General features: G+C 65.8%; 22 protein-coding genes. 9 read left to right on the forward strand and 13 right to left on the reverse strand.

Features of this window, described 5'->3' with window-relative positions; translation table 11 throughout:
• Positions 1 to 3: 3 nt before the first annotated feature.
• Genes F4U94_RS13155 through F4U94_RS13170 form a run of 4 tightly spaced genes read right to left on the reverse strand, consistent with a single transcriptional unit; the run spans position 4 to position 2,377 of the window.
• Complete coding sequence (locus F4U94_RS13155) at positions 4 to 483, reverse strand: DUF1178 family protein (protein ID WP_120250681.1); 480 nt, start codon at positions 481 to 483, stop codon at positions 4 to 6.
• Positions 480 to 1,310: a carbon-nitrogen hydrolase family protein gene (locus tag F4U94_RS13160; RefSeq protein WP_120252143.1), complete on the reverse strand. Its 831-nt coding sequence runs from the start codon at positions 1,308 to 1,310 to the stop codon at positions 480 to 482. Before F4U94_RS13160 ends, F4U94_RS13155 begins: the two co-directional genes overlap by 4 nt.
• A gap of 5 nt (positions 1,311 to 1,315) precedes the next feature.
• Positions 1,316 to 1,573, reverse strand: coding sequence for a glutaredoxin 3 (gene grxC / locus F4U94_RS13165; RefSeq protein ID WP_120250682.1), 258 nt, complete (start codon positions 1,571 to 1,573; stop codon positions 1,316 to 1,318).
• Between the two features lie 57 nt (positions 1,574 to 1,630).
• The gene (locus F4U94_RS13170; protein ID WP_120250683.1) at positions 1,631 to 2,377 is read right to left on the reverse strand and encodes a ComF family protein; all 747 of its coding nucleotides are present in this window, start codon (positions 2,375 to 2,377) and stop codon (positions 1,631 to 1,633) included.
• Between the two features lie 41 nt (positions 2,378 to 2,418).
• Between F4U94_RS13170 and F4U94_RS13175 the strand changes: the two genes are divergently transcribed.
• From F4U94_RS13175 to F4U94_RS13185, 3 genes are all read left to right on the forward strand, one after another.
• Positions 2,419 to 3,270, forward strand: coding sequence for a class I SAM-dependent methyltransferase (locus F4U94_RS13175; RefSeq protein ID WP_120250684.1), 852 nt, complete (start codon positions 2,419 to 2,421; stop codon positions 3,268 to 3,270).
• A gap of 63 nt (positions 3,271 to 3,333) precedes the next feature.
• Complete coding sequence (locus F4U94_RS13180; protein ID WP_120250685.1) at positions 3,334 to 3,600, forward strand: CopG family ribbon-helix-helix protein; 267 nt, start codon at positions 3,334 to 3,336, stop codon at positions 3,598 to 3,600.
• The gene (locus tag F4U94_RS13185; RefSeq protein ID WP_120250686.1) at positions 3,597 to 3,881 is read left to right on the forward strand and encodes a type II toxin-antitoxin system RelE/ParE family toxin; all 285 of its coding nucleotides are present in this window, start codon (positions 3,597 to 3,599) and stop codon (positions 3,879 to 3,881) included. Before F4U94_RS13180 ends, F4U94_RS13185 begins: the two co-directional genes overlap by 4 nt.
• Positions 3,882 to 3,909: 28 nt before the next feature.
• Here F4U94_RS13185 and F4U94_RS13190 read toward each other — a convergent pair whose 3' ends face one another.
• Complete coding sequence (locus tag F4U94_RS13190; RefSeq protein WP_232015719.1) at positions 3,910 to 4,683, reverse strand: helix-turn-helix domain-containing protein; 774 nt, start codon at positions 4,681 to 4,683, stop codon at positions 3,910 to 3,912.
• Between the two features lie 237 nt (positions 4,684 to 4,920).
• Entirely contained in the window at positions 4,921 to 5,817 is an 897-nt protein-coding gene (locus F4U94_RS13195) for a metallophosphoesterase family protein (RefSeq protein ID WP_120250688.1), read from the reverse strand.
• Positions 5,818 to 5,887: 70 nt separating this feature from the next.
• On the opposite strand from F4U94_RS13195, the gene F4U94_RS13200 reads away from it, so the two are divergent.
• Entirely contained in the window at positions 5,888 to 6,784 is an 897-nt protein-coding gene (locus F4U94_RS13200) for a diacylglycerol/lipid kinase family protein (protein WP_120250689.1), read from the forward strand.
• Between the two features lie 99 nt (positions 6,785 to 6,883).
• Here F4U94_RS13200 and rpsI read toward each other — a convergent pair whose 3' ends face one another.
• The 4 genes from rpsI to F4U94_RS13220 all read right to left on the reverse strand — a co-directional run bounded on the left by rpsI (position 6,884) and on the right by F4U94_RS13220 (position 9,856).
• Entirely contained in the window at positions 6,884 to 7,432 is a 549-nt protein-coding gene (gene rpsI, locus F4U94_RS13205; RefSeq protein WP_120250690.1) for a 30S ribosomal protein S9, read from the reverse strand.
• The gene (rplM, locus tag F4U94_RS13210) at positions 7,432 to 7,911 is read right to left on the reverse strand and encodes a 50S ribosomal protein L13 (protein ID WP_082462630.1); all 480 of its coding nucleotides are present in this window, start codon (positions 7,909 to 7,911) and stop codon (positions 7,432 to 7,434) included. Before rplM ends, rpsI begins: the two co-directional genes overlap by 1 nt.
• A gap of 134 nt (positions 7,912 to 8,045) precedes the next feature.
• Entirely contained in the window at positions 8,046 to 8,810 is a 765-nt protein-coding gene (locus F4U94_RS13215; RefSeq protein WP_232015720.1) for a hypothetical protein, read from the reverse strand.
• 14 nt (positions 8,811 to 8,824) lie between these two features.
• Entirely contained in the window at positions 8,825 to 9,856 is a 1,032-nt protein-coding gene (locus tag F4U94_RS13220) for a COX15/CtaA family protein (RefSeq protein ID WP_120252144.1), read from the reverse strand.
• A 148-nt stretch (positions 9,857 to 10,004) separates the two neighbouring features.
• Between F4U94_RS13220 and F4U94_RS13225 the strand changes: the two genes are divergently transcribed.
• Complete coding sequence (locus tag F4U94_RS13225; protein WP_120252145.1) at positions 10,005 to 12,047, forward strand: PAS domain-containing sensor histidine kinase; 2,043 nt, start codon at positions 10,005 to 10,007, stop codon at positions 12,045 to 12,047.
• Between the two features lie 4 nt (positions 12,048 to 12,051).
• On the opposite strand, the gene F4U94_RS13230 is transcribed toward F4U94_RS13225, so the two are convergent.
• Complete coding sequence (locus tag F4U94_RS13230; protein ID WP_120250692.1) at positions 12,052 to 12,684, reverse strand: 2-dehydro-3-deoxy-6-phosphogalactonate aldolase; 633 nt, start codon at positions 12,682 to 12,684, stop codon at positions 12,052 to 12,054.
• Positions 12,681 to 13,586, reverse strand: coding sequence for a 2-dehydro-3-deoxygalactonokinase (locus F4U94_RS13235; RefSeq protein ID WP_120250693.1), 906 nt, complete (start codon positions 13,584 to 13,586; stop codon positions 12,681 to 12,683). The genes F4U94_RS13230 and F4U94_RS13235 overlap by 4 nt, the downstream gene beginning before the upstream one ends.
• Positions 13,587 to 13,725: 139 nt before the next feature.
• On the opposite strand from F4U94_RS13235, the gene F4U94_RS13240 reads away from it, so the two are divergent.
• The 4 genes from F4U94_RS13240 (at position 13,726) to F4U94_RS13255 (ending at position 18,950) form a co-directional block, all read left to right on the forward strand.
• Positions 13,726 to 15,528 carry an IlvD/Edd family dehydratase gene (locus F4U94_RS13240; RefSeq protein WP_120250694.1) on the forward strand — a complete coding sequence of 601 codons (1,803 nt, stop codon included), beginning with the start codon at positions 13,726 to 13,728 and terminating at the stop codon, positions 15,526 to 15,528.
• 172 nt (positions 15,529 to 15,700) lie between these two features.
• On the forward strand, positions 15,701 to 17,278 hold the full coding sequence (locus tag F4U94_RS13245; protein WP_120250695.1) for an aldehyde dehydrogenase (NADP(+)): 1,578 nt from the start codon (positions 15,701 to 15,703) through the stop codon (positions 17,276 to 17,278).
• A complete protein-coding gene (locus tag F4U94_RS13250) occupies positions 17,275 to 18,198 on the forward strand; it encodes a Gfo/Idh/MocA family protein (protein ID WP_120250696.1) in 924 nt (307 codons plus the stop codon). Before F4U94_RS13245 ends, F4U94_RS13250 begins: the two co-directional genes overlap by 4 nt.
• A gap of 17 nt (positions 18,199 to 18,215) precedes the next feature.
• Entirely contained in the window at positions 18,216 to 18,950 is a 735-nt protein-coding gene (locus tag F4U94_RS13255) for a FadR/GntR family transcriptional regulator (protein ID WP_120250697.1), read from the forward strand.
• Positions 18,951 to 19,100: 150 nt separating this feature from the next.
• Here F4U94_RS13255 and F4U94_RS13260 read toward each other — a convergent pair whose 3' ends face one another.
• Positions 19,101 to 19,790: an aspartate/glutamate racemase family protein gene (locus F4U94_RS13260; protein ID WP_120250698.1), complete on the reverse strand. Its 690-nt coding sequence runs from the start codon at positions 19,788 to 19,790 to the stop codon at positions 19,101 to 19,103.
• Between the last annotated feature and the right edge of the window lie 26 nt (positions 19,791 to 19,816).

The raw sequence follows: 19,816 nt of genomic DNA on the forward strand, positions 1-19,816 counted from the left end.
CGGTCAATTCTTCGCTTGCGGCGGGATGACCGGGAAAGGCAGCGGCGCGACCTCGACACCTTCTGCGATCAGCGCCTTGGCCTCGGCCGGGGCGACCTCGCCATGAATGCTGCTGCGGGCCTGCTCGCCATAATGCATGGCGCGGGCCTGCTCGGCAAAGCCGCGCCCGACCCAGGTGGAGCCTTCCAGCGCCTTGGCCTGCGCCTGCCCCAACGCTTCGACCAGCGCCTGCATCTTCGCCTGATCCGCGACATTCATGACCGGCGCCGTCGGCTCGGCTTGCGCAACGGGCGCGACCTCGGTCCGGCTATTGCCCTTCGCGCCGACTGCAGGCGCCATCACCGCCTTAGTCACATCCGCGTCGCCGCACAGGGGACAAGTCAGCAGCCCCCGCGCCTTCTGATCCTCATAATCGGTGCTGGACCCGAACCATGCTTCGAACACATGGCCCTGACCAGCGCATTTCAGGTCGAATACGATCACGAAACAGTCACGTCCCTGGGTATCACACGGCGGTTGGCGATGGCGGGCACGCGCCCGCGCACATCCCCTATGCGCGACAGGTCGATGTCTGCAAGTCCCAGCCCCGCCGTCTCGCCCATGTCGAGCAGTATCTCGCCCCAGGGGTCGATCACCACACTATGGCCATAGGTGATGCGGCCATCCTGATGGCTGCCCACCTGCGCCGTCGCGATGACATAGCATCCCGCCTCGATCGCCCGCGCGCGCAGCAGCACATGCCAATGCGCCTGCCCCGTCGGCACGGTGAAGGCGGCCGGCGCCAGCAGGATCGTCGCGCCCGCATTGGTCAGCGCCCGGTACAGATCGGGGAAGCGCATGTCGTAGCAGATGGAGAAGCCCATCCGCCCCCATGGGGTATCGGCCGCGACCACCTGCTCGCCCGGCCCATAGACCGAGGATTCGCGCCAGCTTTCCCCCGTCGCCAGATCGACGTCGAACAGATGGATCTTGTCGTAGCGCGCCCGGATGTCGCCCGTATTGTCGATCAGGAAGCTGCGATTGGCCCAACGCCCGTCGGCCCGCTCGTCCTTCAGCGGCAGCGACCCGATATGCACCCACAGCCCTTCGCGCGCCGCAGCCTCCCGCACGGCGGCCAGCACCACATCCTCCGCTTCGTTGCGCAGCGTGTTCGCCGCCCGCGCCCGATCGCGGTCCAGGCATCCAGCCATTTCGGGGGTGAACAGCATGTCCGCCCCCTCGCCCTTCGCCCGCTTCACCATCTCCACGATGGCGGCGGCGTTGGCGACAGGATCGACCCCGCTGGTCATCTGGAACAGGGCGGCGCGCAACTTGCTCATAGGCCCAGCAACGCGTCCAGCTTGCCCGCCCGGTTCAGCGCGGACAGGTCGTCGCTGCCGCCGATATGGGCGCCGTCGATGAAGATTTGCGGCACGCTGGACCGGCCGGGGGCGCGCTCCAGCATTTCCTCGCGCTTGGGGCCGCCCAGCGTGATGTCATATTCCTCGAACGACACGCCCTTGTCGGTCAGCAGCGCCTTGGCCCGCGCGCAATAGCCGCACCAGTCCTTGGTATAGATTTCAACCTTCGCCATGATATCCGGAAACTCCTTATATATACGGCAAATTGGGTGATCGCACCGCTTTGTCAATCAAAGGCTGTCGGCGACAGCGTCGGGAAGCACCCGCGCCCAGCAGAGCAGCCGCACGTCCGTCGCCCCGCCGCGCTTCAGCATCTTCGCGCAGGCGGCGGCCGTCGCGCCACTGGTATGGACATCGTCGATCAGCAATATGCGCCGGCCCTTGACCGCTTGCCCGGCCCCCAGCGCAAAGGCGCCCCGCACCATCTTCGCCCGCTGTTTCGGGTTCATGCCCCGCAGCGGCGCCGTGCGCTTCACGCGCCGCAACGCCTGTTTCTCCACCGGCCAGCCGGTCAGCCGCCCCAGATGATCGGCGATCAGCGCCGACTGGTTGAAACCCCGGTTCCACAGCCGCCAGCGGTGCAGCGGCACCGGCACGATCAGCGCCTCCTCATCCCCCACATGCCGCAACATCTGTCGCGCGATCAGCCGGGCAAGGCCGATGCGCCGCCCATATTTCAAACGCAGCGCCACCGTTCGCGCCACATCGCCATAGGCCAGCACCGCCCGCGCACTATCCCATGGCGGCGGATCGGCCATGCAGCCGCCGCATTCCGCGCCCTCCCCCATCTCGTGCGGGAAGGGCACGCCGCACCGCGCGCAGCAGGGCTCGCCCAGAAATTCCATCCCGCCCCAGCAGGGGAGGCAGAAAGCGAAATCCTCCCCCACGATGGCGCCGCATCCGGGGCATCGCGGCGGCAGCGCATAATCGACCGCAGGCCACAAAAGCCCCTTGAGAAGCGGGAGGACAGGCATCATCTGCCTTGTCCGCACTTCGCGCCCGATGCACAAGGCCCACCATGGACTCCCGCCCCGACATTTTCGACCGCGCCCGACGCGCGCGCCACCGCGACCGCATGTTGCCCGCCTTCGCCGACCATGACTTTCTCTACCGTGCGATGCTGGACGAGTTGCTCGACCGGCTGGGCGACGTCCAGCGCGACCTGCCCGAAGTCCTCCTGATCGGCTGTCCGGACGGCAGCGCCAAGGCGGCGCTGGAAGCCATGGGCAAGCGCGTCGCCTGTGCCGATCCCGGCTTTCTCGCGGCGAAAAGCCTCGGCGGCGTGCAGGCGGACGAAGACGCCCTGCCCTTTGCCGACGACAGTTTCGACTTGGTGATCGCCTGCGGCACGCTCGACAGCGTCAACGACCTGCCCGGCGCGCTGATCCTGATGCGGCGCGTGTTGCGCCCCGACGGGCTGATGCTGTCGGCCTTCGCCGGCGCCGGCAGCCTGCCCCGGCTCAAGGCGGCCCTGCTCGCGGCAGAAGGCGACCGGCCCGGCCAGCATGTCCATCCGCAGGTCGATGTGCGATCGGCCGGCGATCTATTGAGCCGCGCCGGCTTCGCCATGCCGGTCGCGGACGGCGACGTGCTGAACATCCGCTATGGCGATGTGGTGCGGCTGATGCATGATTTGCGCGGCATGGGCGCGGGCAATGCGCTGGAGACGCGCGCGCCTGCCCTGACACGCGATGTGCTGATGCGCGCGGCCGGCCATTTCGCCGGCGCCGCCGACCCGGACGGCCGCACCGCCGAACAGATGGCGATCGTTTATCTCTCCGGCTGGAAACCCGACCCCAGCCAGGCCGCTCCCGCCAAACGCGGCAGCGCCACGGTATCGCTGGCGGCGGCGTTGAAGGGGAAGGGATAGCGACACCTTGCGTCGGCACGGCCGAATGATTAGTTTTCAATCAGACCGATCGGAAACCCACCCATGCCTGCCACCCGCGTCATCACCGCGCATGTCCCGACCGATCTGGCCGATCAGGTCGATGCCCTGGCCGATCGCCTCGATCGGTCGCGCGGATGGATCATGAAGCAGGCACTCTCCGCTTGGGTCGATCAGGAAGAAATGCGTCATCAGATGACGCTCGAAGCCCTGGCCGATGTCGAGGCGGGACAGTTGATCGACCATGCAGCCATGCTCGCCTGGGCGCAAAGCCTCTCCACCGACGAACCGCTGACGCCCCCTCATCTGTGAAGATCGTCTGGACCAGCAAGGCCGCATCCGACCTTGTGCGTCTTCACGATCATTTGAAGCCCGTCGCGCCGGATGCTGCCGCGCGCATCGTTCAGATGCTTGCGGCCGCGCCATCCCGCCTGATCGACTATCCCCGGATCGGCGAAAGACTGGACGCCTATGATCAGCGCGAAGTCCGCCGCATCATCGTGGGACATTATGAAATGCGCTATGCCGTGGAGGGGGAGCGGATCGTGATCTTGCGGTTATGGCATTGCCGGGAAGATAGAGGGCGGGCCTGACGCCCGCCCTCCCGCGCCTCTCCTCTATTCAATCGATCGTCACGCCCACCACGCGCCAATTTCCATCCTCTCGCTCCAGCGTTACCGCCTCAATCGCCTCAGCCTTGTTGGCGAAGCGGGTGCGGAATTTGACCACTTCATAGCCATGGGGTGGTGCAGCCAGATATTGCTGGCTTAGAACATCACGGGATATCAGCGCGCCCAGCGGCAACCGAACCTTTTGCGACACCTCCGCCCAGACCTGCGGCGTGTTCAGTTTGCGGAAGGCCGAACCTGTCGCCTGATAGCCCTCCTCCCAATGCCCCTGATCCCCTAGGACCAGCCATTGCCGCGCGGCATCGACCACCTCCGCGCGGGGCGCTTCGCTGGCTGCGGCCGGCGCAGGCGACGCCGGAGCGGAAGCGAGATAGGGCAAGGCGGTGAGCGCCAACAGGCCAAGGGCAAGCGTCATGAGACAGACTCCGATGATGATCCAGTGAGGACGGGTTACCCGCCCCGCGCCGCCGATCGGCGCGTCCTCCTGATCCATCGGAATCTCGGGCGCGTCCGCCCCCATTGGCTTGTCCCCTATATTTTCGGGGAGTGACGCTGCCCCATGACCGCCCTCCGCCTCCAGCAGCAATCGGGCCGCCTCGCGGCTGCTGGACACCGCCATCTTGCGCCGCGCATCGCGCAGACGCTCGTTGATGGTATGGACCGACAGGTCCAGTCTGCGCGCGATCGACTTGGCATCATGGCCCCGCACGATAAGGCGCAGCGTCTGCTTCTCCTTCTCGGTCAGCGCCCAGTCCATATCCGTCATCTGCATGCTCATAAGGTTCAGGATCTAGGTCGCCCCCCTGACGGCAGCTACCCCCAAAAATTTGTATCTCCGGATCGGATGGCGGCAGGATGGCCTTCGCTTAGCCCCGCAGCCCCTCGCCTGTCCTACGGCGCCCGAGTCATGATATGGGGTTGGCGGCTCTTTCCAATTGTCGGCCCAGTCATCCCACCGGCATAGGAAATATAACGTCCCTATCCCTGTATCAAAATATCGAAATCAGCGGGAAATGTGCGAAGTTAAGGGGCTGCTGCTGATCGCCGCCTCCCCCACTGTCGGTCCATCCTGCACCACCCGCGACGCCCATCCCTCGCCATCATGGGCATATTCGACATGGCTTGCGCGCCGGAACGCCGCGCCGTCCCATACGATCACCTGCAATTCCATCTCGTTGTTGCGGCGGACATGCAGCCAGTTGAAGCTTTGCGGCTCGGCATTGCGCAGCCGGGTGGAGGTCGCCGTGCCGGCCTGAATTACCAGCGCGCCGCCGCTATGCTCCACCATCTTCTGCGCCGCCTCCGCATAGGTGCGATGGAAATGCCCGGCCAGCGCCAGATGCACCCCGGCCTCGCAGGCGGCCTTGACCGCATCGTCATGCCGCCCGACCGCCTCGCTTAGCTCGCCGCCCTTCCCGATCGGCATGGAAAAAAGCGGATGATGGGTAACGAGGATACGGGTCTTGTCCGGCGCTACCCTGGCAAAGCGATCGCGCAGCAAGTCCATCTGGTCATGATTGATCCGCCCATCCTTGATCGTGAGCGACCGCGCGGTGTTGAGGCCCAGGATCGCGACCTCTCCATCTTCGTAAAAGGGGCAGAGATCGTTGCTGATATAGCGTTTGTAGCGCGCCAGCGGCCGGGCGAGGCGCCGCACCACATCATAGAGCGGCACGTCATGATTGCCCGGCACCACCAGCGTCTTCAGCCCCGCGCCGTGCAGCCGATTGAGCCAGGCGGCGGCCTGCCGGAACTGTTCCACCCGCGCCCGCTGCGTGAAATCGCCGCTGATGACGACCAGGTCGGGCCGCCTTTCCTCCAGCCAGGCGGTGGCAGCATCCACGATCTTGCGATCATTGGCGCCAAAGTGGATGTCGGACAGATGAGCGATGCGAGCCATGGCACAGTAACGATTGCGCGCCACAGGGTTTCCAACGGACCCAAATCCCGTCTCGCGGAGTTATTGCGGCATGGAAACGAACCCCCTCCCCAAGGACGCCATATTGGTCGTCAACGCCCATAGCCGAAGCGGACAGGATAGTTTCGCGCAGGCGAAGGACAAGCTGGAAGCCGCGGGTGTCCGCCTGATCGCCGCCCATGCGGTGGAAGACCCCGAACAAATGGCCGCGACCGTGCGCCAAGCCGTGGAAAGCGGCGCGCCGATGGTGATCGTGGGCGGCGGCGACGGGTCCATGTCGGGGACCGTGGACGAACTGGTCGGCAAGAATGTCGTGTTCGGCGTGCTGCCGCTCGGCACCGCGAACAGCTTTGCCCGCACGCTGGGATTGCCGCTCGATCTGGACGGCGCGGTGCAGGCGATCGCCAACGGACAGCGCCGCCGCGTGGACCTGGGCATGATCGACCGCGACTATTTCGTGAATGCCGCCTCGCTAGGCCTTTCGCCGATGATCGGGCAGACCGTACCGCATAAGCTCAAACGCTATCTGGGGCGGATCGGCTATCTGCTCTGGGCGGTCAAATGCTCGGTCGGCTTCCGCGCCTTCCGCCTGACCATCGACGATGGCGTGAAGGAACGGCGCATGTGGTCGACGGAGGTGCGCATCCTCAACGGCCCCTATCATGGCGGCGTCGAACTGTCCGACCATGCCGATGTCGATACCGGCGAGATCGTGGTGCAGGCCGTCGTGGGCCGCAGCAAGCCCCGCCTCGCTTGGGACTGGTACGCCAAATTCTTCAAACTGCGCGACCGCGACGCCCATACGCAGGAATTTCACGGCACCTGCTTCAAGATCGACACAAAGCCGCGCCAGCGCATCTCGATCGACGGTGAAGTGCTGGCGAAAACACCGGTCACGGTAAAGATCGCGGCCGGCGCGGTCGAGGTGGCGGTGCCGCGCGACGGCTAATACCATCTCCGTTCGCTTCGAGCGGAAATCTGATGGAGAGAGCAACAAAAAAGGGGCCGGAAACCGGCCCCTTCTCTGTTTCGATGGTATCGAAGAAACTTAGCGCTTCGAGAACTGGAAGCTACGACGGGCCTTCGCCTTACCGTACTTCTTACGCTCGACGACGCGGCTGTCGCGGGTCAGGAAGCCTTCGGCCTTGACCGCGCTGCGCAGCGCCGGTTCATACTTCGACAGAGCCTGGGCGATACCGTGCTTCACGGCGCCGGCCTGACCCGACAGACCGCCGCCCTTGACGGTAGCGATCACGTCATACTGGCCTTCACGCTCGGTGACGCCGAACGGCTGGTTGATCACCAGGCGCAGGGTCGGACGAGCGAAATAGACTTCCTGGTCACGGCCGTTGACCGTGATCTTGCCGGTGCCGGGCTTGACCCACACGCGGGCAACGGCGTCCTTACGACGGCCGGTGGCATAGGCGCGGCCGAGGCTGTCGATTTCCTGATCGCGCAGCGGAGCCGAAGGCTGAACCGGAGCGGAGACGACGGGTGCTTCACCTTCCACGGCATCGGCGGCGACAGGCGCAGCAGCGACGGGGGCGTTCGCGGCGAGGGCCGCGAGGTCGGACAGGGACTGGCGGTTATCGGACATTATGCACCCACCTTGTTCTTGCGGTTGCGCGACACGAAATCGAGCACTTCGGGGTTCTGGGCTTCATGAGCATGCTCGGCACCGGCGAAGATGCGCAGGTTGCGCATCTGCTGACGACCCAGCGGACCACGGGGGATCATACGCTCGACGGCCTTTTCCAGGACGCGCTCGGGGAAACGACCTTCCAGAATCTTCTGGGGGGTGGTTTCCTTGATGCCGCCGGCATAACCGGTGTGCTTGTAGTAAACCTTGTCGGTCAGCTTGCGACCGGTGAACTTCACCTTGCCGGCGTTGATGATGATGACATTGTCACCGCAATCGACGTGGGGCGTGAAGCTGGTCTTGTGCTTGCCGCGCAGGATATTCGCGACGGTCGATGCGAGACGGCCCACAACGGCGCCTTCGGCGTCGATCAGGATCCACTTCTTTTCGACCGTTGCCGGGGTCGCCGGCTTGGTGGTCTTCATCAGCGCCTTCATGGTGCCAATACTCCAGATGAAAAATGAAACCGGGCGCCGTTGCCGGCACCCGGAAGTGGGGCGCTAATGACGGGAGTGGCGCGGGAAGTCAAGAGATTCGGGGCGTTTCACGACGGGTAAAATAATACCATCGCCTATTCGGCCGGTGTGAGGGTCCGGCTTTCGACCAGAGGCTGTCCGCCAGCGATCAGGCTTCGCTCCTGGCTTTCGACCAGGCCCGTGACCCGCGACAGGCGATATTTGATCGAAACCTGCACGCCGTCCCCGGCCAGCTTTTCGTCCAGATCCAGCATGTCGCCATCTTGCCCGGCCAGCGTCAACGCGCCTTCCACCGGCACCGGACGGACGAGCGGCGATCCCGCCACGCTGCGCAATCCCCGCCCTGCGCCACCTGCGACGTCGCTGCCGGCGAAGAGAAACAATGGTTGCAGTTCGCCCGCCAGCAGGGACAGGCGCCCCTCGACCGACAGGCTGTCGAACAGGGCAAGAATCTTCTGCGCCGACCGTTGACGCTCGCCGTCCGATCCGGTCGCCAACGCATCGACACCGGCCCGCACCTTGGCCCAGATCGCCTCTTCATCATCGAGCGCCACGACCTTGCCCCGCCCATCCAGCCGGAAGCGCATGGCGATCCCGACCAATGGCCCGAGCGCCGCGCGATAGGACTCGGCGCCCGATGTCGGCGCATCCGTGTCGATCGCGCGCAGCGTGACGGTAAGGGCATAACCCTCCCCCGCCCGCTCGAACCGCAGATCGCGCGTGGCGGTGAAGGCGCTGACCTTGCCCGCCACCGGACGATGCTGCTCGATGCGATAGGTCAATGCCCGGTCGGTCGGCGGCGCAAAGGGGATGGCGATGGTCTGTGCCGCGACCGGCTGCGCCAGCGCGATCGCCATCATGGCCAGCGGCATCCTCAACGGCGCGCGCCCACGGCATGCGCGCCCCAGGCAGCGGCAGCCACGACCAGCGCACCGACGGCCTGGTGCAGCACCGCCAGCGGCAGGGCGATACCGCTGATGACGGTGGCGATGCCGAGCAATATCTGCGCCCCCAGCGCGGCGTTGATGGCGATCGACGCGCCGCGCTGCCCCGCCCTCTTTGCCCGCCGCGCCAGCAGGATCAGCATCACGGCCGCGACCCAGGCCCACCAGCGATGCAGGAAATGGACGAGATAGGGATCGCTTGACACGGTGGCCCAATATGACCCCATCCAACTGATCCCCTCCGGCACCAGATGATCGTTCATCAGCGGCCAGGTGTTGGACACATAGCCGGCATCCAGCCCGGCGGTGAAAGCGCCCAGCATCAGCTGGACCAGAAGGACCAGCAGCACCGCCAGCGCGAAGGGCCGCAACACCGCCGGCCGCGCCGTGCCGGAACGCGCCAGCGCGCGCAGATCCAGCGCCGTCCAGATCAGGCCGCCGATGATGAACAACGCCGTCAGCAGATGGACGGCCAGCCGATAATGGCTGACGTCCGTGCGCACCGACAGGCCCGACTTCACCATCCACCAGCCTATCGCGCCCTGCAATCCGCCGAGCGCCAGCAGCGCGATCAAGCGGGGACCATAGCCTGCCGGGATCGCGCGCCGCACCGCAAACCAGATGAGCGGCAACGCAAAGGCCACGCCGATCAATCGGCCGAGCAGGCGATGCAGCCATTCCCAGAAGAAGATGAACTGAAAATCCGACAGGGTCATGCCCTGGCGCAATTGCTGATATTCGGGGATCTGCTGATAGAGGCGGAATGCCTCCATCCACTGATCGTGGGTCAGCGGCGGAATGGCGCCGGTGATCGGTTTCCACTGGGTGATGGAAAGCCCGGATTCGGTGAGCCGCGTAATACCGCCCACCACCACCATGCAGAAGACCAGAAACGCCACGATCAACAACCAGCGGGCAATGGCGGCGGGGCGCGGAGCGCGGAACGAAGCGGACGCTGTCATGACCCGGTCCATGCGCCCATGCCGGTCCCTTTTCAAGCCGTGACGGCGCAGATGGGGCATGGACAAATTACCCCAGGGACTGGCAATTGGGGAAACAAATCGCGCCACGGGCGTATCAAAACAACTGGTTTCAATGCAGGGATTTTCCATGACCGCCGCACCGACCGGCATAGCCGCGATGATCGCTGCGCAGGGACCGGTCGGCGCTCTTACCGCCGCACTGGACGGCCGTTCCCCGCTTGGCCCGGTGGATGGCTGGTCCCCTGCCCTGGTATCGACGGTCCGCCTGATGCTGTCGTCCAAGGCGGAGATCGTGCTGTTCTGGGGGCCGCAATATTGCGCGCTCTACAACGAAACCTATGTCCCCACGATCGGTGACAAGCACCCCCATGCGCTGGGCCGTCCCGCCGGCGAAGGCTGGGCGGAATTGTGGGACGATCTCGGCCCGCTGCTGCGCACCGTCTATGAAGATGGCGAAACCGTCCATGCCAAGGACCGCCCCTTCTATATCGAACGCGACGGCGGCCGGGGCGAACATGTCTATTTCGACATCAGCTATTCCCCCGTGTTCGAAGGCGACGGGTCGATCGGCGGCGTGCTGTGCATCGTCAGCGAAACCACCCAGCGGGTGCTGGCGGAGCGGGCGATGCTGGCCGACCGCAATCGTCTATGGGCATTGGCGCGCGACCCTTTCCTGATCGCCGACACTGCGGGCGTCTGGGTTGCCGCCAGCCCAAGCTGGACCGATATATTGGGCTGGACCGAGGAGGAACTGATCGGCCGCACATCCCAGTGGATGGAGCATCCCGACGATGTCGCCGCCACACGCGATCGCATCGACGATCTGGCCCATGGCGAAACGGTGATGCGCTTCGACAACCGTTTCCGGGCGAAAGACGGCCGCTATCGCACCTTCAGCTGGACCGCCGTGCCGGAGGGCGACATCATCTATTGCGTCGCCCGCGACGTTACGGAACAACGCGCCCATGCGCTCGCGCTGGCCGATACCGAAGCGGCGCTGCGGCAGGCGCAGAAGATGGAAACGCTGGGTCAGCTGACTGGCGGCGTGGCGCATGATTTCAACAACCTGCTCCAGATCGTGACCGGCAATCTGGAGCTGTTGCAACGCGCCCTGCCCGCCGACGCCACGCGCCTGCGCAACATGACGATGCGCGCCGCCGCCGGCGCGGAACGGGCAACGATTTTGACGCAGAGGTTGCTGGCCTTCTCTCGCCGCCAGCCGCTCGACCCGCGCCCGGTCGATCCCAACCAGCTGGTTGCCGGCATGACCGACATGCTGCACCGGACGCTGGGCGAGACGATCCGTGTGGCGACGATCGAAACGCCGCAAAGCTGGCCGATCGAAGTCGATATCAACCAGATGGAAAATGCGCTGCTCAACCTGGCGGTCAATGCGCGCGATGCCATGCCTTCGGGCGGCCAGCTGACGATCGAGGTCGCCAATCGGGTCATCGACGCCGATCAGGCCACGCAGGACGGCGACCTGACGCCGGGCGCCTATGTGGTGATCTGCGTGTCGGATACGGGCGAAGGCATGGATGCGGACACGCTGGCGCAGGCGATCGAACCCTTCTTCACCACCAAGGAGGTTGGGCGCGGCACCGGCCTTGGCCTGTCGATGGTCTATGGCTTCATCAAACAGTCGGGCGGCCATATGCGCGTCCAGTCGCAGCCGGGCCGGGGCACCGGCGTACGGCTCTACCTCCCCCGCCATCATGGCAGCGTCGCGGCCAATGACGCGCAGGACGTTTCAGTAGCCAGGCCCATCGGCGGCGGCGAGACGATCCTGCTGTGCGAGGATGACGACAATGTCCGCGCCTATTCGCTCGAAGTGCTGCGCGACCTTGGCTATGACGTGATCACTGCCGCTGACGGCCCTGCCGCGCTGGAGGCGCTGGACATGGCGAACGGTCGGGCGGACCTGCTCTTCACCGACGTGGTGCTGCCCGGCGGGATGACCGGTGCGGATCTGGCGCGCGCAGCCCGGATCCGCTGGCCCGACCTCAAAATCCTGTTCACCACCGGCTATGCCCGCGACGCCATCGTCCATCATGGACGGCTGGACGCGGGCGTGGACCTGCTCACCAAACCCTTCGGCTATACCGATCTGGCCGCGAAGATCCGCGAAGTGCTGGACCGAACCGAGGAGCGGGCCGAAGGGGTCGCCTGAAAATTCAGGCGACCGCAGCTTTCCATGCCGCCACCAGGTCGCGCCCGCGCTGACCCACCGTCGCCGCGTCATCGCCCGGCTTGTAGAGCGCGCCGCCAACGCCGATGCCTTCGCATCCGCCCGCCAGCCACTGGCCGATCGTATCCGCGCCGGTGCCGCCCACGGCCCAGACGCCGACATGTTTGGGCAGCACGTCCTTCACCGCCTTCACATAAGCCGCGCCCAGCTGTGCGGCCGGGAACAGCTTGATCCGCTTCGCGCCCGCCGCGATCGCGGCGAAGGCCTCGCTCGGCGTCATGAAACCGGGCAGTAATTCCAGCCCCAGCTCGGCGCCGCGCGCGATGACGGCGGGATTGGTGTTGGGCGTCACCATGATGCGCCCGCCCGCGCCATGCAGCTGCTCGACCGCCTCGACGCTCAGCACCGTGCCGCCGCCGATCAGCGCACGGTCGCCGAACGCATCCTGCATCGCCGCGATGCTCTTCAACGGTTCGGGCGAATTGAACGGCACTTCCAGGATGCGGATGCCCGCTTCGACCAGAGCCGCGCTGACGTCGATCGCCTCTTCCGGCTTGATGCCGCGCAGGATGGCGCAGACCGGCGGCGCGCCGTCGGCCAGCAATTCGTCCAGGGTCATGCCGTCAATTCTCCCGTAAAACCGAGGCCCGCAAGCGCGCAGCCGTCACCATCCAACGCACGGGACATGATCTCCCGTGCGTCGAGCGCCTGCGCATAGCGAGCCGACAGGCGCTTGTCGCCGATCAGCACGACGCCGTCCGCGCCGCTCAGCGTCGTCATGATCTCCGCAATCTCGCAGCCGATCAGCAGGCCGGACAGATAGCCCAGCGCCCAGTCGCCCGACCGACCGCTGCGCAGCCGCATCGCCCGCGCCGCGAACAACGACTGCAACAGCTTCGCGTCGCCCGCGCGCTCCAGCCCTTCGGCGAAACCGGCGGCTTCTTCAGCCGGATCGGTCGGCTCGACTTTCGGCCCCAGCGTCGACTGATCGCGCAGCAGCGCGAACAGCTCGCCGGTCGGCATGGTGCGGAACGAGATGATCCGGCCGTCCTCGACCAGCGACCATTTATTGTGCGTGCCGGGCAGCACGATCAGGTGCCGACCCGTGGCAAGCGCCGGATCGAGCGCCAGCGCGCCGAAAATCTGCGTTTCTTCGCCCCGCATCACGTCGGGGATACCGTCCTCACCTTCGCAGGCCAAACCGGCCATGATGGCAAGCGGCGCGCCGCGCCAATCGAACCGCACCGCCGTCTGCCGCCATGTCGCCGCGTCGGCCGGGCAGTCGGCATAGGGCGCCTCGACCCAGCCGTCGCGCGCGCCGACCATGCCGCAAAGCGTAATCGATTCCGGTGTACCATCGTCCAGCCAGGGCGCGATCGTGTCGGCAAAGGCGGCCTCTGCGGCCCGTCCCACCGCGCCGATACCCGGCCCGTCGCGACGGGCGACGATGGCCTCCTGCTCGATCCGGAACAGCCGCAGCCGGCTGGTCCCCCAATCGCCGATCACCGCAAAGCGGGTCATCGCGCCCCTCTGCCGACTTTATTTATGTTAGCGCTCACATTACCCCACTTCGGGTGCTTGAAATTCTATTTGTCTGAGTATATCAGGAGGGTGAGCGCGTCAACGCGCCATGCCCAATTTTTGCGTCAGGATGCCCCCGATGAGCGATTCGCCCAAGACTGCCCCGAAGCTGCGCAGCCGCGCCTGGTTCGACAACCCAGACAATATCGACATGACCTCGCTCTATCTGGAGCGGTACCTCAATTTCGGCCTGTCTCTGGAAGAACTGCGCAGTGGCAAGCCTATCATCGGCATCGCTCAGACCGGCAGCGACCTGTCGCCCTGCAACCGCCACCATCTGGTGCTGGCCGAACGCATGCGCGAAGGCATTCGCGAAATGGGCGGCATCGCCCTGGAATTCCCGGTCCACCCGATTCAGGAAACCGGCAAGCGCCCCACCGCCGGCCTGGACCGCAACCTCGCCTATCTGGGTCTGGTCGAAGCCATGTATGGCTATCCGCTCGACGGCGTGATCCTGACCAGCGGCTGCGACAAGACCACCCCGGCGCTGCTGATGGCTGCCGCCACCGTCAACATCCCCGCCATCGCCCTGTCGGTCGGCCCGATGCTGAACGGTTGGCACAAGGGCGAGCGGACCGGTTCGGGCACGATCGTATGGCATGGCCGCCAGCTGCTGGCCGCCGGCAAGATCGACGATGAAGGCTTCATCAAGCTGGTCGCCTCGTCCGCGCCGTCCACCGGCTTCTGCAACACCATGGGTACCGCCAGCACCATGAATGCGCTGGCCGAAGCGCTGGGCATGATGCTGCCCGGCACCGCCGCGATTCCCGCGCCCTATCGCGACCGTCAGGAAGCCGCCTATCTGACCGGCAAGCGCATCGTGGAAATGGTGCATGAGGACTTGAAGCCCTCCGAGATCATGACGTTGGACGCCTTCCACAACGCCATCGTCGCCAACTCGGCGATCGGCGGGTCGACCAACGCGCCGATCCATCTGGCCGCGATCGCCCGTCACATGGGCGTCGAACTGCCGCTGAAGGACTGGGAAACGGTCGGTCACAAGGTGCCGCTGCTGGTCAACATGCAGCCGGCCGGCGAATATCTCGGCGAAGATTATTATCGCGCCGGCGGCCTGCCCGCCGTCATCAGCCAGTTGATCGACCAGGGCCTGATCAAGGAAGGCGCGATGACCGTCAATGGCAAGACCATGGGCGAAAATTGCAAGGGCGTGGAGATTGAGGATGAAAAGGTCATCCGTCCGTTCAACCAACCGCTGAAGGACGAAGCGGGCTTCCTGGTCCTGACCGGCAACCTGTTCGACGAAGCGGTCATGAAGACCAGCGTCATCAGCGAAGAATTCCGCATGCGCTACCTGTCCAACCCCGACGATCCCGAAGCCTTCGAAGGCCCGGCCGTCGTGTTCGACGGCCCCGAAGATTATCACCACCGCATCGACGATCCGTCGGTCGGCATCACCGCCGACACGCTGATGTTCATGCGCGGCGCTGGCCCGATCGGTTATCCGGGTGCGGCCGAAGTCGTGAACATGCGTCCGCCAGCCTATCTGATCACCGAAGGCGTGTCCGCCCTCCCCTGCATCGGCGATGGCCGTCAGTCGGGCACGTCGGGCAGCCCGTCGATCCTGAACGCCTCGCCCGAAGCGGCGGCCATGGGTGGCCTGGCATTGCTGGAAACCGGTGACCGCGTCCGCATGGACCTGAAGGCTGGCGTCGTGAACGTTCTGATTTCCGACGAGGAACTGGAAGCGCGCCGCGCCAAGCTGGTCGCCGAGGGCGGGTTCAAATATCCCGCTTCGCAGACGCCGTGGCAGGAAATCCAGCGCTCGGTCGTGGGCCAGATGAACACCGGCGCCATCCTGGAAGGCGCAGAAAAATATCAGCGCATCGCCCAGACCATGGGCCTGCCCCGCGACAATCATTGATCCCGGCATTGATCCCGGCCTCTATTTGAGGCCTTGATCCTTGAAACCATGGGGGCGGCTCGCCATCTGCGCCGCCCCCATGTTTCCGATTTCAGCATCATCCATGCCGCAAAAGGGTCAGATCCCTGCGGCATGATCGACTAGTCATTCCGACCCCCTTCAGGAGACGACCATGTTCAACGGAGCCATCCTCATCGGCGCGAACGAGCGCACCGGCGGCGAGCCTTTCTACGCCATCAACCCGGCCACCGGCGAAAAGGGCGACGTCGCCTTCTCCAGCGCCATGCCGGCCGAAGTCGAAGAAGCCAGCGCGCTGGCCGACGCCGCGTTCGAAAGCTTCTCCACCCTGTCGCCGGATGCCCGCGCGACTTTCCTGGAAACCGTGGCCGACAATATCGTGGCCGTCGGCGACCTGCTGATCGAAACCGCCATGGCCGAAACCGGCCTGCCGCGCGCCCGTCTGGAAGGCGAGCGTGGCCGCACCGTCGGCCAGCTGCGCCTGTTCGCCAGCTATGTGCGCCTGGGCGACTGGCTGGACGCCACCATCGACAAGGCACTGCCGGACCGCGCCCCTCTGCCGCGCGCCGACCTGCGCCGCGTCAACCATTCGGTCGGCCCCGTCGCCGTCTTCGGTGCGTCCAACTTCCCGCTCGCCTTCTCGGTGGCGGGTGGTGACACCGCATCGGCCTTCGCCGCCGGTTCGCCCGTCGTGGTCAAGGGTCACAGCGCCCACCCCGGCACCGGCGAGCTGGTCGCCCGCGCCATTCAGGCTGCCGTGAAGAGCCTTGGCCTGCATGAAGGCGTCTTCTCCTACCTGCCGGGCGCCAACCGCGCGCTGGGCACCTCGCTGGTCGCCGACCATCGCATCAAGGCCGTCGGCTTCACCGGTTCGCGCGGTGGTGGCACGGCGCTGATGAAGATCGCGGCCGAACGCGCCGAACCGATCCCGGTCTATGCCGAAATGTCGTCGATCAACCCGGTCGTGCTGCTGCCCGGCGCACTGGCTGCCAAGGCCGAAGCGCTCGGCACCGCTTTCGTCGGTTCGCTGACCATGGGGTCGGGCCAGTTCTGCACCAACCCCGGTCTGGTCATCGCGCTGGATGGCCCGGACCTCGACAGCTTCGTCGCTGCTGCCGCGACCGCCCTGTCGGGCGCTGCGCCGCAGGTCATGCTGACGCCGGGCATCCACGACGCCTATGAAAAGGGCGTTGCCGCCCTCGTCGGCGCCGATGGCGTCACCACCGTCGCCCGCGGCACCGATCCCGAAGGCGTCAACCGTGGCCAGGCCGCCTTCTTCTCGACCGACAGCGCGACCTTCAAGTCGAACCCGGTCATCGCTGAAGAAGTCTTCGGTTCGTCGTCGGTCCTCATCCGCTGCTCCAGCATCGAAGAGGTCATCGCGACCATCGCCGGTCTGGAAGGCCAGCTGACCGCGACGCTGCACATCGGCGAAGGCGATGAAGCCGATGCCGCCAAGCTGCTGCCTACCCTGTCGCGCAAGGTCGGTCGCATCCTCACCAACGGCTGGCCCACCGGCGTCGAAGTGACCCATGCCATGGTCCATGGCGGTCCCTTCCCGTCGACCGCCGACGGCCGTTCGACCTCGGTCGGTACGCTGGCGATGATGCGCTTCCTGCGCCCCGTCTGCTATCAGGACGTGCCTGACGCGCTGCTGCCCGCCGCGCTTCAGGATGCGAATCCCTGGGGTCTGACGCGCCGTCACGAAGGCAAGCTGGAAGTCGCTGCATGACGATAAGGGCAGGTCTGGTAGGGCTCGGCAAGATCGCGCGCGATCAGCACCTGCCCGCCATCGAAAAGATCGACGGCATCGAACTGGTCGCCGTCGCCAGCCGCAACGCGCAGGGGGAAGGGGTGAATAATTACCCCGACCTCGGCGCGATGCTGGCGGGCGAACCCGACCTCGATGCCGTCATCCTCTGCCAGCCGCCGCAGGTCCGCTATCATGCTGCCCGGCAGGCGTTGCTGGCGGGCAAGCATGTGTTTCTGGAAAAGCCGCCGGGCGCGACCGTGTCCGAAGTGGAGGCATTGACGGCGCTGGCCAAGCGCCAAGGCGTCACGCTCTATGCCAGCTGGCACAGCCGCTATGCCGCCGCCGTGGCGCAGGCCAAGGCGTGGATGGCCGAACGCAAGGTCGAGCGGATCGACATCCAGTGGCGCGAGGATGTCCGTCACTGGCATCCGGGCCAGCCCTGGATCTGGGAAGCGGGCGGCTTCGGCGTGTTCGATCCGGGCATCAATGCCCTCTCGATCCTGACGGAAATCGTCGGTGAGCCGATCACCGTCCTGTCGGCTTCGCTCGAAGTCCCGTCGAACAAGCAGGCGCCGATCGGCGCGACGCTGGCCATGGCGACGGCGTCGGGCGCGGCGATCGACACCGTGTTCGACTGGCGCCAGACCGGCCCGCAGACATGGGATATCGCGGTCGATACCGACAAGGGCAGCCTGCTCCTGTCCGAAGGCGGCAACACCCTGCGTCTGGACGGCGAAGTGCAGTTGAAGGCGCCGGACGAGGAATATCCGACCATGTACCGGCGTTTCGTCGGGCTGGTGGCGGAAAAGGCGATCGACGCCGACACCGCGCCGCTGCGACTGGTGGCGGATGCCTTCCTTTGCGGACGGCATTGCCCTACGGCAGCGTTCGAGGACTAAAGCATAGGAGCGGGCATTTGGGTAGCGGGCGCAAGATCGGATCGGAGGAAAGCGTGCTGCGCATCCATCAGACGATCGCCCGCGACCTGGGCACCGCCATCCTGACCGGCCGGCACCGCCCCGGCGAATTGTTCGAAGGCGAGATCGAGGCGTCGGAACGCCTGGGCGTGTCCCGCACCGCCTATCGCGAAGCGGTGCGCATCCTGATCGCCAAGGGGATGCTGGAAAGCCGCCCCAAGGCCGGCACCCGCGTCCTTCCGCGCAGCCGCTGGAACGTGCTGGACCCCGAAATGCTGGCGTGGATGTTTGCGGGCGAGCCGGATGCCGGCTTCATCCGCGACCTGTTCGAACTGCGCGGCGTGATCGAGCCGGCGGCGGCCGAATTTGCCGCGCGCCGCCGCACCGACGAACAACTGGCGACGATGGAAGCGGCGCTGGCGGAAATGGGGCGCTTTGGCCTGTCCACGCCCGACGGCCGCGCCGCCGACCAGCGTTTTCATCACGCGGTCCTGGCCGCCACCCATAATGATGCGCTGGAGGCGCTGGCCAGTTCGGTCGGGGCGGCGGTGAGCTGGACCACCACGTTCAAACATCGCAAGAAGCTGATGCCGCGCGACCCCCTGCCCGACCATCGCGCCGTGTTTCAGGCGATCGCCGCCCGCGACACCGCCGCCGCGCGCGCGACCATGGCCGAACTGCTGCGCCTGGCGCTCGCCGACATGGATATCGCGATCAACGAACCGGGTGGGTGAAGGGCGGCGCTTTTTACTGACGCCCGATGCTCTGAACTATTGTTCCCCGGCCCTTCGACTGCCTGCCAAGGCAGGCGCTCAGGATAAACTTCGACCAGCGGTCGAAGGCCGGGGAACGTGACAGGAGAGCGAGCGAACGGGCGTGGCCCCTCAACCCAATATAAATTCCACCCCCGCCTTGGCGTGGATGCCGGTGCAGTCGTAGATCGGCAGGACATTCGCCTTCACGTCCACGATCAGCTCCAATTCGGTGCAGGCCAGCACCACCGCCTGCACATCTTCCTTCGCGATGTCGGTCAGTTCCGACTTCATATAGCGTTCGGATTCCTTGCTGACCTTGCCCACCGTCAGTTCGTCATAGACGATCTTGTCGATCCGTTCGGCCAGCTCCATGTCGGCCGGCAGCAGCGACACCCCATGCGCGACGAGGCGCTGGCGGTAGAATTTCTCGGTCATCACGTTGCGCGTGCCGATCAACGCGGCCTTTTCCACGCCGTCGGCCTGCATCCGGTCGCCCACCACTTCGGCGATATGGATGATGGGAATGCCGACCTCCGCCTGCACCTTGTCATAGACGCGGTGCATGGAATTGGCGCAGATCAGCAGGCTTTCCGCGCCCGCCTGCTCCAGCCGGCGGGCCGACGCGATCAGCTTGGCGGCGGCGGCGTCCCAGTCCGCCTCGCTCTGGCATCCCGCGACGGACGCGAAGTCCAGGCTGTCGATCAGCAGCGGCGCGCTATGCTGGCCGCCCAGCGCACGGTGCACCGCCTGATTGATGATCGCATAATAGCGGGCGGTGGAGGTCCAGCTGAGGCCGCCGATCAGGCCGAGTGTGTGCAATGCGTGTCTCCGCTGCGCAGGAAAGG

Origin of the sequence: Sphingobium limneticum, assembly GCF_008710155.1 — a bacterium.
GTDB lineage: Bacteria > Pseudomonadota > Alphaproteobacteria > Sphingomonadales > Sphingomonadaceae > Sphingobium > Sphingobium limneticum.